This window comes from Paracoccus haematequi, from assembly GCF_900631945.1.
Classification (GTDB): domain Bacteria; phylum Pseudomonadota; class Alphaproteobacteria; order Rhodobacterales; family Rhodobacteraceae; genus Paracoccus; species Paracoccus haematequi_A.
On the sequence record NZ_UZWE01000018.1, the window covers coordinates 73,994 to 86,334 of the forward strand.

At 67.7% G+C, this 12,341-nt stretch carries 15 protein-coding genes; 2 read left to right on the forward strand and 13 right to left on the reverse strand.

Going from position 1 to position 12,341, the window contains the following annotated elements; genetic code table 11:
* Positions 1–765 carry a sulfite exporter TauE/SafE family protein gene (locus PARHAE_RS02115; protein ID WP_126152951.1) on the reverse strand — a complete coding sequence of 255 codons (765 nt, stop codon included), beginning with the start codon at positions 763–765 and terminating at the stop codon, positions 1–3.
* Between the two features lie 135 nt (positions 766–900).
* Here PARHAE_RS02115 and PARHAE_RS02120 point away from each other — a divergent pair, with 135 nt between their 5' ends.
* Entirely contained in the window at positions 901–2,529 is a 1,629-nt protein-coding gene (locus PARHAE_RS02120; RefSeq protein WP_126152952.1) for an acyl-CoA dehydrogenase family protein, read from the forward strand.
* A gap of 78 nt (positions 2,530–2,607) precedes the next feature.
* Complete coding sequence (locus tag PARHAE_RS02125) at positions 2,608–3,072, forward strand: META domain-containing protein (protein ID WP_164555111.1); 465 nt, start codon at positions 2,608–2,610, stop codon at positions 3,070–3,072.
* On the opposite strand, the gene recO is transcribed toward PARHAE_RS02125, so the two are convergent.
* The 12 genes from recO to PARHAE_RS02185 form a co-directional block, all read right to left on the reverse strand.
* Entirely contained in the window at positions 3,066–3,803 is a 738-nt protein-coding gene (gene recO / locus PARHAE_RS02130; RefSeq protein ID WP_126152954.1) for a DNA repair protein RecO, read from the reverse strand. The two genes, PARHAE_RS02125 and recO, sit on opposite strands and share 7 nt — an antisense overlap.
* A complete protein-coding gene (locus PARHAE_RS02135; protein WP_126153004.1) occupies positions 3,804–4,235 on the reverse strand; it encodes a VOC family protein in 432 nt (143 codons plus the stop codon).
* Between the two features lie 11 nt (positions 4,236–4,246).
* A complete protein-coding gene (gene rarD, locus PARHAE_RS02140; RefSeq protein ID WP_126152955.1) occupies positions 4,247–5,179 on the reverse strand; it encodes an EamA family transporter RarD in 933 nt (310 codons plus the stop codon).
* 27 nt (positions 5,180–5,206) lie between these two features.
* Positions 5,207–5,542, reverse strand: coding sequence for a DUF1491 family protein (locus tag PARHAE_RS02145; RefSeq protein WP_126152956.1), 336 nt, complete (start codon positions 5,540–5,542; stop codon positions 5,207–5,209).
* Entirely contained in the window at positions 5,535–6,470 is a 936-nt protein-coding gene (era, locus tag PARHAE_RS02150) for a GTPase Era (RefSeq protein WP_126152957.1), read from the reverse strand. Before era ends, PARHAE_RS02145 begins: the two co-directional genes overlap by 8 nt.
* Positions 6,467–7,156, reverse strand: a complete 690-nt coding sequence (gene rnc / locus PARHAE_RS02155; RefSeq protein ID WP_126152958.1) for a ribonuclease III — start codon at positions 7,154–7,156, stop codon at positions 6,467–6,469. Before rnc ends, era begins: the two co-directional genes overlap by 4 nt.
* A gap of 11 nt (positions 7,157–7,167) precedes the next feature.
* Entirely contained in the window at positions 7,168–7,962 is a 795-nt protein-coding gene (gene lepB, locus PARHAE_RS02160) for a signal peptidase I (RefSeq protein ID WP_126152959.1), read from the reverse strand.
* A gap of 74 nt (positions 7,963–8,036) precedes the next feature.
* Positions 8,037–8,447, reverse strand: coding sequence for a holo-ACP synthase (acpS, locus tag PARHAE_RS02165; protein ID WP_126152960.1), 411 nt, complete (start codon positions 8,445–8,447; stop codon positions 8,037–8,039).
* Complete coding sequence (locus PARHAE_RS02170; protein ID WP_126152961.1) at positions 8,444–8,872, reverse strand: hypothetical protein; 429 nt, start codon at positions 8,870–8,872, stop codon at positions 8,444–8,446. The genes acpS and PARHAE_RS02170 overlap by 4 nt, the downstream gene beginning before the upstream one ends.
* Positions 8,869–9,603 carry a pyridoxine 5'-phosphate synthase gene (locus tag PARHAE_RS02175; protein ID WP_126152962.1) on the reverse strand — a complete coding sequence of 245 codons (735 nt, stop codon included), beginning with the start codon at positions 9,601–9,603 and terminating at the stop codon, positions 8,869–8,871. Before PARHAE_RS02175 ends, PARHAE_RS02170 begins: the two co-directional genes overlap by 4 nt.
* 25 nt (positions 9,604–9,628) lie before the next feature.
* On the reverse strand, positions 9,629–10,450 hold the full coding sequence (locus PARHAE_RS02180) for a 4-(cytidine 5'-diphospho)-2-C-methyl-D-erythritol kinase (protein ID WP_126152963.1): 822 nt from the start codon (positions 10,448–10,450) through the stop codon (positions 9,629–9,631).
* 4 nt (positions 10,451–10,454) lie between these two features.
* Positions 10,455–12,281: a tetratricopeptide repeat protein gene (locus PARHAE_RS02185; protein WP_241232636.1), complete on the reverse strand. Its 1,827-nt coding sequence runs from the start codon at positions 12,279–12,281 to the stop codon at positions 10,455–10,457.
* Positions 12,282–12,341 lie beyond the last annotated feature (60 nt).

Below are 12,341 nucleotides of genomic sequence, written 5' to 3' on the forward strand. Positions count from 1 at the left end.
TCATATCCAGTCGGAAAGGGCGCGGCGGACAAGGTTCAGGCCGGTGACGACCAGCAGGATCAGCGTCCAGCGGCGGAATTGTGCGACATTCATGCGGTCCTGCAAGGCCTGGCCCGCGAACACTCCGGCAAAGGCGGGAATGCACAGCGCGGCGGACAGCGGGATGGTCTGGGCGTTCAGCACGCCCGACATCAGATGCGCCGCCGTCAGCCCGGCGCTGCCCAGCAGGAACACCACGCCCTGCACCCGCATCTGTTCGCGCTTCTCAGCCCCCAGGGACAGCAGCAGGACCACCAGCGGCGGCCCCCAGATGCCCGAGACGCCGCCGTACAGACCGCCGACGATGCCGGTCACGATCTCGGCCCGGCGGCGGTGATGGATGGGCAGCGCCAGCGGCGTCCCCGACAATTGCCACAGCGCGAAGCCGACCACCGGAAAGCCCAGCAGCGCATACATCGCCTGTTGCGGGATCGCCGTGGCGAAGCCCGCCGAGATCGCCATGAACACCAGCACCATGCCGATATGCCAGCGATAATCCCGGATCGACCGCGCCGCTGCCCCCACCCCCTGGCGCAGCGCCTGGTTCACGTTGGTGGTCAGCACCGGCAGGATCAGCGCGGCAAGCGCCGTCTGCGGCGGCAGGATCGACGCGAAGGCCGAGGCCATGATCAGCGGCATGGCAAATCCGATCGCCCCCTTCACGAAGCCCGCAAAGGCCGTGACGGCGAAGATCGTCCAGAATTGCCAGGGATCCAGTCCAAACATGCGCGCACGCTAACGGCTTGTCCGGGAAATGGGAATGGCGGGCACGCCGCCGCAGGGCAGACATATTCGTTCGCACCGCACCTTCCCGACGCATAATTGTTGCGCTGCGACTGCGAAGGCGTTACCCATGCTGCAATGCCGCAAGGGGGATTTCCGATGAAAGACATGCCGCAACAGTTCGATCTGGTCCTGTCCGAACTGGCCGACCTGCAAGCCCGCGCCACCGACGCGCTGCGCGCCAGGGTCTCGCCCGGCGGCAAGGTCGATGCCGAGGCGCTGGAGCAGCACCAGCACGCCGCCCATGCGCTGTCCTGGCTGGCGACCTATGTCGAATCGCTGCGCCAGCTTGCCGCCTGGTCCACCCGCGTCGGCGGCGAAATCGAGGATCTGATCGCCCGGATCGGCTTCGGCGAGTACCTGACCCAGATCGCCGGGGGCATCCCGATGAGCCAGACGGAATTCGCCCGCCTGTCCGATCTGGACGTGGACTGGCAGCCCTCGGACACGGCGCGCGCGCTGATGGCCGCCAACACCCCGGACGCCCGCGCCCGGCTGGCCGCCCTGATGGCCGAGAACAGGGGCAGCGCGACCTTCGGCGCCACCGGCCTGGACGAGGATCTGGAAATGATCCGCGACCAGTTCCGCCGCTGGGCCGACGACAAGGTGGTGCCCCATGCCCATGAATGGCACCTGAAGGACGATTTCATCCCGATGGAGATCGTCGAGGAACTGGCCGAACTGGGGGTTTTCGGCCTGACCATCCCGGAAAACCTGGGCGGCCTGGGCATGTCCAAGGCGGCGATGGTCGTCGTCTCCGAGGAACTGTCGCGCGGCTATATCGGTGTGGGCAGCCTTGGCACCCGCAGCGAGATCGCGGCCGAGCTGATCCTGGGCGGCGGCACCGACGATCAGAAGGCGCATTGGCTGCCGCGCCTGGCCAGCGGGGAAATCCTGCCCACGGCGGTCTTTACCGAACCGAACACCGGCAGCGACCTGGGCAGCCTGCGCACCCGCGCGGTCAGGGACGGCGATGTCTGGAAGATCACCGGCAACAAGACCTGGATCACCCATGCCGCGCGCACCCATGTGATGACGCTGCTGGCCCGCACCGACCCGGACACCACCGATTATCGCGGCCTGTCGATGTTCATCGCCGAAAAGACGCCGGGCGATGATGCCGACCCCTTCCCCACCCCCGGCATGACCGGCGGAGAGATCGAGGTGCTGGGCTATCGCGGCATGAAGGAATACGAACTGGCCTTCGACGGGTTCGAGGTGAAGGCGGAAAACCTGCTGGGCGGCGTCACCGGCCAGGGCTTCAAGCAGTTGATGCAGACCTTTGAATCGGCGCGCATCCAGACGGCGGCGCGGGCCATCGGCGTGGCGCAGAACGCGATGGAACTGGGCCTGCAATACGCCCTGGACCGCAAGCAGTTCGGCAAGCCTTTGATCGCCTTCCCGCGCGTGGCCGACAAGCTGGCGATGATGGCGGTCGAGATCATGATCGCCCGGCAGCTGACCTATTTCAGCGCCTGGGAAAAGGACCACGGCCATCGCTGCGACCTGGAGGCCGGGATGGCCAAGCTGCTGGGCGCGCGGGTGGCGTGGTCCAGTGCCGATAATGCCCTGCAAATCCACGGCGGCAACGGCTTTGCGCTGGAATACCAGATCAGCCGTGTGTTGTGCGATGCACGCATCCTGAATATTTTTGAAGGGGCGGCGGAAATTCAGGCTCAAGTGATCGCCCGGCGGCTGTTAGGCTGACGCGATTTCGTCTAGGGTGCCGCAATTCATGCGGAAATTGCCGCACCCCGTTCGATGATCGCCTCAAGGAGTCCCACCATGCCCCGTCTCGGCACATTCGGCGCGCTGGCCGCCGCAGCCCTTGCCCTTGCCGCCTGCGAACAGACGCCCCCCGTTTCCCCCGACGATCGCGGCTTCATTCCGGGCGGCGACTATGCCTTGGTGGGCATGGACGGCGCGACCGTGCCGCTGCGCAACATGACGCTGACGATTTCGGAATCTGCGGTCTCGGGCCGTGGCCCCTGCAACGGCTATGGCGCCAAGAACAACGCCGAACTGCCGCTGGTGGCGCTGTCGCCGCTGCAAACGACCAATGTCGATTGCGGCAAGAACACCACGATCGAGAACCGCTTCTTCCAGGTTCTGCAATCGGCGACCGAGATGGAATATTACGGCGGCGTGCTGAAGGTGAAATCGCCCCTGACCTGGCTGATCTTCGAACGCGGCGTGACCGAGACGCAGGGCCAGGTCACCGCGCTGGATCAGGCGCGCGCGGGTCAGTGACCGCCCTTCGGCCGGCCGCGCGCCAGCCGGTCCACAAGGCGCTGGCGGGCTGCCGGGACAGGGCGGCCCACCAGTTCGGCGGCCAGGCGGGCGTTCAGGAAATGCCCGGTGATCGCCAGCCCCTCGGCCAGGCCCTGACCGCGATTGTCGCCCGCCCCGCCCAGGATGCCCGGCAAGGGCAGCAGCCGGTCGGCCCAGTCACCCGCCCCTTCGCGGCTGACCGCGCGGCCTGATTTCGGGCTGACATAGGCCAGCCCCTGCGCGGCGCCCGTCACCGCGCAGGCCGACAGGTCCAGGCCGAAGCCCATTTCGTCCAGCAGGCGCATTTCCCATCGCAGGTATTCCTGGCTCCAGTCGGCCCCCGCCTCCATCAGATCCAGCAGGCGTTCGGTCGCGCCAACCAGCACCGGATGGGGATCGCGTTCGGGCAGGGCGAAGATCAGCAGCGAACAGACCGCGTTCAGCCCCGCAAGCGCCAGCGGATCGGCCAGCAGCCCCGACCGCAGCCGCACGGGTTCAACCGCGAAGGTGCCCAGCTGGTCGTCGCGCCGCGCCCGCCAGCGCAGATCCAGCCGCGACCCGGGTTGCAGCATCGCCGCACGCTTTTGCGACACGCCGCCCGGCACGAGCCCCGAATGGCGCCCGTGCAGGTCGGTCAGCACGTCCAGGATCACCGAGGTTTCGCCATGCGGGCGGCGGGCCAGGACCGTGCCTTCGGCCTGCCACTCCATTCAGGCGTCCGGCAGGGTCAGCGATCCGTCCGGATCCAGAGGCCAGAACGGGTTGGTGGCGATTTCCCAGACATGCCCGTCGGGATCGGCGAAATAACCGGAATAGCCGCCCCAGAAGACCTTCTCGGGGCGCTTCAGAACCGCCGCGCCCGCCTCAAGCGCCGCCTGGAACACCGCATCGGTTTCCGCGTCGTCGGCGCAGTTCTGCGCCAGCGTCACCGCCCCGGTTCCCAGACCCGCACCGGGGCGCCCCTGGTCGGCGGCCAGATCGTCCCGCCCGAACAGCGCCAGCACCGCGCCGTTCATCTGATAGAAGGTCACGCCCGGTTGCGAACTGCCATGCGGCGCCCAGCCCCAGGCCTCGTAAAAGCGCCGGGCGCGGGCCATGTCGGCCACGCCGAGGGTGATCAGGGTGATGCGTTGGCGGGGCAGCGTCATGGCGTTCATTGCATCCTTCGCGTCAGGTCGCGGTTGGTGCGCCGCCGGGCGCCTGCGCCTTGCAGCAGCGACAGCGAATAGATCGCCAGCGCCGCCCAGATCATCGGGAAGGCGATCATCTGCGCCAGGCCGAACGGTTCACCGAAGACCAGCACGGCGGTCAGGAAGATCATCGTGGGCGCGATATATTGCAGGATCCCGATGGTGGACAGCCGCAGCTGCTTGGCGGCCGTCGCATAGCACAGCAGCGGCACGGCGGTCACCAGCCCGCAGGCCGCCAGCAGGATCGTATCGGCGGCATTGCCCGCCGCGAAATGCGACTGTCCCGACGCCGTCAGCCAGATCACATAGGCCAAGGCCAGCGGCGTCAGCAGCAGAACCTCCAGCGTGAAACCCTGCGTCGGGCCAAGCGGCAGGCTTTTCTTGCAGAAGGCATAGACGCCCCAGGTCAGCGTCAGTCCGATCGCCACCATCGGCAGGCGGCCCAGTTGCACGGTCAGCACCACCACCGCCAGCGCCGCCAGGGCGATGGCCGCAAGCTGCGCCCGGCTCAGCCGTTCGCGCAACAGCGTCGCGCCCACGGCAACGCTGAACAACGGGTTGATATAATATCCCAACGCCGCGTCCAGCGCGTGGCCGTTGCCCACCGCCCAGACATAGATCATCCAGTTGACCGAGATCAGAGCCGCCGTGACCAGCGCCATGCCCAGCAGGCGCGGCTGGCGCAGGGCCTGGCCGACCTCGGCCCAGCGGCCCTGCCACAGCAGCACCGCCAGCGCGATCGGCAGCGACCACAGCACGCGATGGGCGATCACCTCGGACGGGGGGACATGGGCAAGCTGCTTCATGAACAGCGGCAGGAAGCCCCACATGACATAGGTGGCGATGGCCAGGATCAGGCCGCGCGGGGAATCACCGGAAGGGGGCGGAGTGCTCATGGGATCTGCATATTCTGCAAACCGGAATCACGCCAGCCCTGGTTCGTCCAGCAGGGTGCGCCCGTCGCGGCTTTCGATTTCCACCACCCACAGGTCGGGATCGAAACCACGCTGGCGGACGACGGCCTGGTCCACCTCGCGCTCGTCGCCCTGGGCCAGCACCTGCCAGGGGCGGGTGTCGCTGTCGAAATCCCATTCGCGCCCGTAAAGCACGGCGGTCCCGTCCAGCCGGGCGCATTTCACCAGCACCGCGCCCGCCGTCTCGTCCCCCCGCGCGATGACATAGGCCGGGATATTCGCCAGCCCCAGCCGCGCCAGATAGGCGGAAACCCAGATCCCCGTCGCAAGCCGGGGTTCAGGCATCGCCGTCGCGGAAATCGAGGCCCATTTCGTTATACCGTTCCGCCTCGTCCAGCCAGTTTTCCCGAACCTTGACTTGCAGGAACAGATGGACGCGGCGGCCCATGAATTCCTCCATCTCGGCCCGCGCGGCCTGGCCCACGGCCTTGATCGTCTCTCCGCCCTTGCCCAGCACGATGCCCTTGTGGCCGGGACGAGAGACATAGACAATCTGGTCCACCCTGGCGGAGCCGTCCTTGCGTTCCTCCCAGGCCTCGGTTTCCACCGTCAACTGATAGGGGATTTCCTCGTGCAGGCGCAGGGTCAGCTTTTCGCGGGTGATTTCCGCCGCGATCATACGCATCGGCAGGTCGGCGATCTGGTCTTCCGGGTAAAGCCAGGGGCTTTCGGGCAGCGTTTCCGCCAGCCAGTCGCGCAACTGGTCGCAGCCATAACCCTTTTCGGCCGAGATCATGAAGGTCTGCACGAAGGGATAGGCGGCGTTCAGCTCCGCCGACAGCGCCAGCAGGCTTTCGGCCTTCACCCGGTCGATCTTGTTGATGACCAGGGCTACCGGCGTCTTGCTGTCCAGGCTTTTCAGGGAATCGATGATGGCGACCACGCCGTCGGACAACCCGCGATGCGCCTCGACCAGCAGCAGGATGATGTCGGCATCCGACGCCCCGCCCCAGGCGGCGGCGACCATCGAACGGTCCAGACGGCGGCGCGGGCGGAAGATGCCGGGCGTGTCCACGAAGACGATCTGCGCCGCGTCATGGAGGGCGATGCCGCGGATCCGGGCGCGGGTCGTCTGGACCTTGTGTGTGACGATGCTGACCTTGGCGCCGACCATCTGGTTCAGCAGCGTCGATTTCCCGGCATTCGGTTCGCCGATCAGCGCGACGAAACCGGCGCGGGTGGGGCCGGTGATGGCGGGGTTGGTGTCGGTCATGCGCGGCCCTCCAGCCGGTCCAGCAGCGCCTGGGCGGCGGCCTGTTCGATGCTGCGTTTCGTGCCCGCGCCCTGGGCCTGGGCATGTTGGCCGTCGGCCAGCCGGGCGGTGATCAGGAAAACCGGCGCGTGGTCCGGGCCGCTGCGGTCGGTCTGTTCATAGGTCGGCGGCGGCATTCCATGCGCCTGCGCCCATTCCTGAAGCGCGGTCTTGGCATCGCGGGGATCGTCCTCCAGCGTCACCAGCCGGTCGGCCCACAGCCGCAGCACGATCCGGCGCGCGGCATCGAACCCCGCGTCCAGATAGACGGCGGCCAGCACGGCCTCCATCGCGTCGGCCAGCAGGGCGTCCTTGCGGCGGCCGCCCGACATCATCTCGGACCGGCCCAGCTTCAGCACCTCGCCCAACCCGATCTCTCGGGCGATGGCGGCGCAGGTCTCGCCCCGGACCAGGGCGTTGTAGCGGGGGGCCAGTTGCCCCTCGCTGGCGGACTGGTCGGCGTCGAACAGTGCCTCGGCCATGACCAGGCCCAGCACGCGGTCGCCCAGAAATTCCAGCCGCTGGTTGTCGGGCCGGGTCGTCGTGGCGATGGACCCGTGGGTCAGCGCGCGCACCAGCAGGTCGGGACGCGTGAAGTCATGTCCCAGGCGGGCCATGAAGGCGCGGATATCGGCGCCCGGTTTCATCGCGGACGGCTTCAATCGACCGCCTTGAAGAAGCGATCCGCCCGCCAGGTCCAGAAATACAGAAGCGAGCGGCCCGCGGACGAGAACATGATCCGGTCGGCCCGCCCGATCAGGTATTCGGCGGGAACGAAGCCAAGCCCGCCGATTTCCACGGGAAAGCGCGAATCCTCGGAATTGTCGCGGTTGTCGCCCATGAAGAAATACTGGCCTTCGGGAACGGTGAAGGTCGGCGTGTCGTCGGCGAAGGCGCCGTCCTGGATGTTCAGGATGTCGTGGCTGCGCCCGTTCGGCAGGGTTTCGGTGAAGCGCTGGCTGATGCAGTCGCCGCCCTCGGGCACCGGGTCGTTGACGCAGCGCGGCACCAGGCCCTGCGGCCCCTGCTGTTCCTTGATCTCGACGAACTCGCCCGCCGGGGCGATCGGCACTTCCTGGCCGTTGATGAACAGCCGGCCGCCGCGCATCTGCACGGTATCGCCGGGCAGGCCGATCAGCCGCTTGATGAAATCGACGCCGCGCGTCGGGTGGCGGAACACCACGACATCGCCGCGTTCGGGTTCGCTGCCCAGGATCCGGCCGCTGATCGGGCACAGCGCGAAGGGACAGGAATACTGCGAATAGCCATAAGCCATCTTGTTGACGAACAGGAAATCGCCGATCAGCAGCGTGTCCTTCATCGACCCGGACGGAATCCAGAAGGGCTGGAAGAACAGCGTGCGAAAGATGCCCGCGATGACCAGCGCCCAGAACACGGTCTGGACCGTTTCCCAGATGCCTTCCTTTTTCTTGCCCGCCGTGCTGTCGGCCATGATGTCGTCCTTCGTCGTCAAGCGCGGGCGATTGGCCGCATTGGCGCGTTCATGGTCCCCGGCGGGGGGCAAAGTCAAGATTGCGGCGCAAAGGGCAGCGCCTCGATCACCACGAAAGCCTGCGCCCAGGGGTGATCGTCGGTCAAGGTGACGTGAACCACGGCGCGGTGGCCGGGCGGCGTCATCGCCGCCAGACGGTCCGCCGCCCAGCCGGTCAGCGCCATCACCGGCTGGCCGGAGGGCAGGTTGCCGACCGCCATGTCGCGCCAGCTGATGCCCATGGCAAGCCCGGTGCCAAGCGCCTTGCTGCACGCCTCTTTCGCGGCCCAGCGTTTGGCCAGAGTCCCGGCCTCGTCCTTGCGGCGCGCGGCCTTGGCCAGTTCGGCAGGCGTGAAGACGCGGTTGCGGAAGCGGTCCCCGAAACGGTCCAGTGTCCCCGCGATGCGGTCGATATTCGCAAGGTCGGTGCCGATGCCCAGGATCATGAGGAAATGGGCCGAAGTTCAAATGCGGGTTCCAGAAAGGCAGATGCCCAGACGGGCAGGCTGGACCAATGCCAAAAACCTTTCTCGCTCCAAGCTGCCGTCGCTTCGCCGACATGCTTTCGATCAATAACCCAGGTCACAAACTCATCATGAGGATAAACGAACACCCGCTCGCCTTGGCGAAAGGCGATGTGCAAATCCTTGCCCAAATATTTCTTGTCGATTGCCAGCCTCGATTTGAGTTGCACGCGCAGCACTGTCTTTCCATCGATATGAACGGCCAGAAAGTCGGCGCCCTGCCAGTCGTCGCTGAGCCACATGGAATGAAAGCCGTAATCCGCCAGCCTTGCCGCAATCTTGTGGAAATTGCGCAGTTCCTTTTGCCGGGCATTCAGCGCCACAGGGTTGATAGGCGTAAATGTCATCTCCTCGCCTGGTCCATGCAGCGCCGCATTTCGCGGATCGCGCCGTCCAGGCCGATGAAAACCGATTCCGCGATCAGGAAATGGCCGATGTTCAGCTCCTTGATCTGCGGGATCGCGGCGATGGGGCCGACCGTGTCGAAGGTCAGGCCGTGGCCCGCATGAACCTCCAGCCCCAGGCTGTCGGCCAAGCGCGCGCCTTCGACAAGGCCCGCCAGTTCGGCGTCGCGGTCTGCGTGGCGGCCCTCGGTATCCAGGTCGCAATAGGCGCCGGTATGCAGTTCCACGACCGCCGCGCCGATGCGGGCGGCGGCTTCGATCTGGGCGGGATCGTGGCCGATGAACAGCGATACGCGGCTGCCCGCCTCGCGCAGGGGGGCGATATAGTCGGCCAGCATCGCTTCGTTCCCCGCCACGTCCAGGCCGCCCTCGGTGGTGCGTTCCTCTCGTTTCTCGGGGACGATGCAGACGGCATGGGGGCGGTGGCGCAGAGCGATGGCCTGCATTTCCGCCGTGGCCGCCATTTCCAGATTCAGGGGCAGCGTCAGGTTCGCCATCAGCGCGTCGATGTCGGCGTCGCTGATGTGGCGGCGGTCTTCGCGCAGATGGGCGGTGATGCCGTCGGCGCCCGCAGCTTCCGCGATACGGGCAGCGCGCAGCGGGTCGGGCCAGGGCGTGCCGCGCGCGTTGCGGATGGTTGCGACGTGATCGATGTTGACGCCAAGACGCAGCATGGATGTCCCCCTGTTTCGCGGCAGTCTAGCGGGACGGGGGCGGTGGTGCCAGTTCCGTCGCGACCGCCCACCAGCCATGCTGTTTCAACGCGGCGGCGGCAATCCGGGCCCGGTCGGCGCTGTCGTAGAGCCCGAAGCAGGTGGCCCCGGACCCCGACATGCGCGCAAACCCGGCGCCCGTCGCCCGCAGCGATTCCAGCACCTGGCCGACGACCGGGGCAATGGCGCGGGCGGGGGCCTCCAGGTCGTTGCGCGTCGCGGCCAGCCATTCCACCAGATCCTCTGGCCCGGCAAAGCGGGGAATGTCGGGCAGGCCGGGATTGTCGCGACGGTCCATGGCAGCGAAGACCAGCGGCGTGGACAGCGCCACGCCCGGATTGGCCAGCACCAGCGGGATCGCGGGCAAGGGCGGCAGGGGGGTCAGGATTTCCCCCACCCCCTGCATCCGCGCGGGGGTGGAGGCCAGGCAGACCGGCACATCCGCGCCCAGCCGTTCGGCCCGCGCGGGCAGCGGGTGGCCCAGCCGCGCCAGCGCCCGCAGCACCGCCGCCGCATCCGCGGACCCGCCACCGATGCCGCTGGCGACGGGCAGGTTCTTGGTCAGGGTGATCGCCGCATCCGCCCCCGCCAGCCGCGCAGCGCGCAGGCACAGGTTGTCGTCCCCCGACAACGCCGCCGCGAACGGACCTTCGATCCGCAGCGACAGAGGCCCGGCGTCCAGCGAGACGACATCCCCCACCCCGGCAAAGCCCACCAGCGAATCCAGCAGGTGATAGCCGTCCGCGCGCCGCCCGGTGACATGCAGCGCAAGGTTCAGCTTGGCCGGCGCAGCCTCGGTGACGGGCATCGCCTTAGTTGTTCGCAGCCTGCGGGGCGGGCGCGGGGGTTTCGACGGCGCCCGCCGCTTCCTCGGCCAGGACGGCATCCAGGCCCCGGTCCAGCTTGGCGCGGATACGGTCGGGATCCACGTCGTCGCTATCGGTGGGGTCCAGCGACAGGGCGCGGTGCCACTGGATTTCGGCCTCGCGGTGACGGCCGACCTTCCAATAGATGTCGCCCAGATGGTCGTTGACCAGCGGATCCTGGGACATGGTCAGGATCGCCCGCTCCATTGGCTCGACCGCGTCCTGATAGCGGCCGAGGCGGTAATAGGCCCAGGCCAGCGAATCGAGGATATAGCCGTCGTCCGGCGACAGCTCGACCGCCTTCTTGATCAGGTCCAGGGCACGGTCCAGATTTTCGTTCCGGTCGATCCAGCTGTAGCCCAGATAGTTCAGCAGGCTGGCCTGGTTCGGGCGGATCTCGATGGCGGCCAGGAAATCGGCCTCGGCCCGGTCGAATTGCTGCGACCGTTCCAGCGCGATGCCGCGCGCATACAGCGGGAACCAGCGGGCATCGGCGGGGGCGTCGGCCAGCAAGGCCAGCGCCTTGTCATAGGCGGGCACGGCCTGGGCGAATTTTTCCTGCTGGCGCAGCAGGTCGCCCAGTGCGATCCAGGCCTGCGGCAGGTCGGGATAGGCGGCGGTCAGGGACAGCGCGGCCTTGCCCGCCTCTTCGGTCCGACCGGCCCGCGACAGGGTGTCGATGCGCGACAGTTCCGCGACGGGCCGCATCTGGCCCATGCGGCGCAGCGCGTCGAATTCGGGTTCCGCCAGGTCGAACTGCTGACGTTCCTGGAGGATCTGGGCGACCATCAGCCGCGCCTCGGCCGTGTCGGGCGACAGCCAGGCGGCCAGTCGGGCGTGAATCAGCGACAGGGGTTCGGGATCCGGGCTGGAGAGCAGCGCCGATGCGAAGGTCAGGAACACCTGCGCGATGCCGTCGGCGGGCGTCCTGACCACGTCGAAGGCCACCGGCTGGCCGGACTTGATCCGGTCGCGCAGGGCCAGAAGCTGCGGTTCTGCCTCGACGCCCGGAATCGCCTCGATCATGGCCACGGCGTCGTCGCGCCGCTCAAGCTGGGCGAGGATCTGCGCGCGGGCGGTAAAGCCCAGGATATGCGCGCCGGTCATATCGTCGGCCAGCAGCGATTCGGCGCCTTCGTAATCGCCGACCAGCGCGCGGGCCAGCGCCAGGTGATAGTTCACCATCGGCGCCACGCCGGGGACGCGGGACAGGCGTTCGAATTCGGCCAGCGCCTCGGACGCCTTTCCGGCGCCCAGAAGGCCCCAGCCGCGCAGCATGCCGGCCAGCAGGTCGGCTTCCAATTCCGCGTCGCCGGGCGTGCCCACATCGGCCAGCAGCCCGGTCCAGTCGCCGGAATGCACCAGGTCGGCGCGGTGGATCAGATGCGACAATTCGGTCGGCTCGCCCTCGGAGCCGATGCGGTCGGCAAGGGCCACGGCGCGGTCGATCTCTCCGGCGGATACCAGGGCAACCAGGGCGCTGTCCTGCAGGAAGCGGTCGCCGGGATCATGGGCCACCGCCTGCACGAAATATCGCGCGGCGGCCTGGAAGTCGCTTTCCACCGTCGCCATGCGCGCGGCCAGGAACGGCCCGGCCAACCCGAAGGTCAGCGGCGCGGCATCGGGCTTTGGCGCCTGGGCTGCGGCGGCGTCGGGCGCATCGCCTTCGGGGCGCGGAGCAGGCCGTTCCTGCGCGCCCGCAGGCAGCGTCAGCGCCGCCATCAGGGCGGCGATCAGGGCCAGATTCGGGCGGGTCAGGGTCACGGCGTCCATCCCGGAAAGTCACGAAAACGTTTTGCCGACCCTAACGCGGCGCCACAGGCGGGGCAACGC

Excerpts from the sequence above, each read along its gene's own strand:
- PARHAE_RS02115 (WP_126152951.1), bottom strand. The coding sequence starts at position 765 with ATGTTTGGACTGGATCCCTGGCAATTCTGGACGATCTTCGCCGTCACG.
- PARHAE_RS02120 (WP_126152952.1), top strand. The coding sequence starts at position 901 with ATGCCGCAAGGGGGATTTCCGATGAAAGACATGCCGCAACAGTTCGAT.
- PARHAE_RS02125 (WP_164555111.1), top strand. The coding sequence starts at position 2,608 with ATGCCCCGTCTCGGCACATTCGGCGCGCTGGCCGCCGCAGCCCTTGCC.
- recO (WP_126152954.1), bottom strand. The coding sequence starts at position 3,803 with ATGGAGTGGCAGGCCGAAGGCACGGTCCTGGCCCGCCGCCCGCATGGC.
- rarD (WP_126152955.1), bottom strand. The coding sequence starts at position 5,179 with ATGAGCACTCCGCCCCCTTCCGGTGATTCCCCGCGCGGCCTGATCCTG.
- PARHAE_RS02145 (WP_126152956.1), bottom strand. The coding sequence starts at position 5,542 with ATGCCTGAACCCCGGCTTGCGACGGGGATCTGGGTTTCCGCCTATCTG.
- era (WP_126152957.1), bottom strand. The coding sequence starts at position 6,470 with ATGACCGACACCAACCCCGCCATCACCGGCCCCACCCGCGCCGGTTTC.
- rnc (WP_126152958.1), bottom strand. The coding sequence starts at position 7,156 with ATGAAACCGGGCGCCGATATCCGCGCCTTCATGGCCCGCCTGGGACAT.
- lepB (WP_126152959.1), bottom strand. The coding sequence starts at position 7,962 with ATGGCCGACAGCACGGCGGGCAAGAAAAAGGAAGGCATCTGGGAAACG.
- acpS (WP_126152960.1), bottom strand. The coding sequence starts at position 8,447 with ATGATCCTGGGCATCGGCACCGACCTTGCGAATATCGACCGCATCGCG.
- PARHAE_RS02170 (WP_126152961.1), bottom strand. The coding sequence starts at position 8,872 with ATGACATTTACGCCTATCAACCCTGTGGCGCTGAATGCCCGGCAAAAG.
- PARHAE_RS02175 (WP_126152962.1), bottom strand. The coding sequence starts at position 9,603 with ATGCTGCGTCTTGGCGTCAACATCGATCACGTCGCAACCATCCGCAAC.
- PARHAE_RS02180 (WP_126152963.1), bottom strand. The coding sequence starts at position 10,450 with ATGCCCGTCACCGAGGCTGCGCCGGCCAAGCTGAACCTTGCGCTGCAT.
- PARHAE_RS02185 (WP_241232636.1), bottom strand. The coding sequence starts at position 12,281 with ATGGACGCCGTGACCCTGACCCGCCCGAATCTGGCCCTGATCGCCGCC.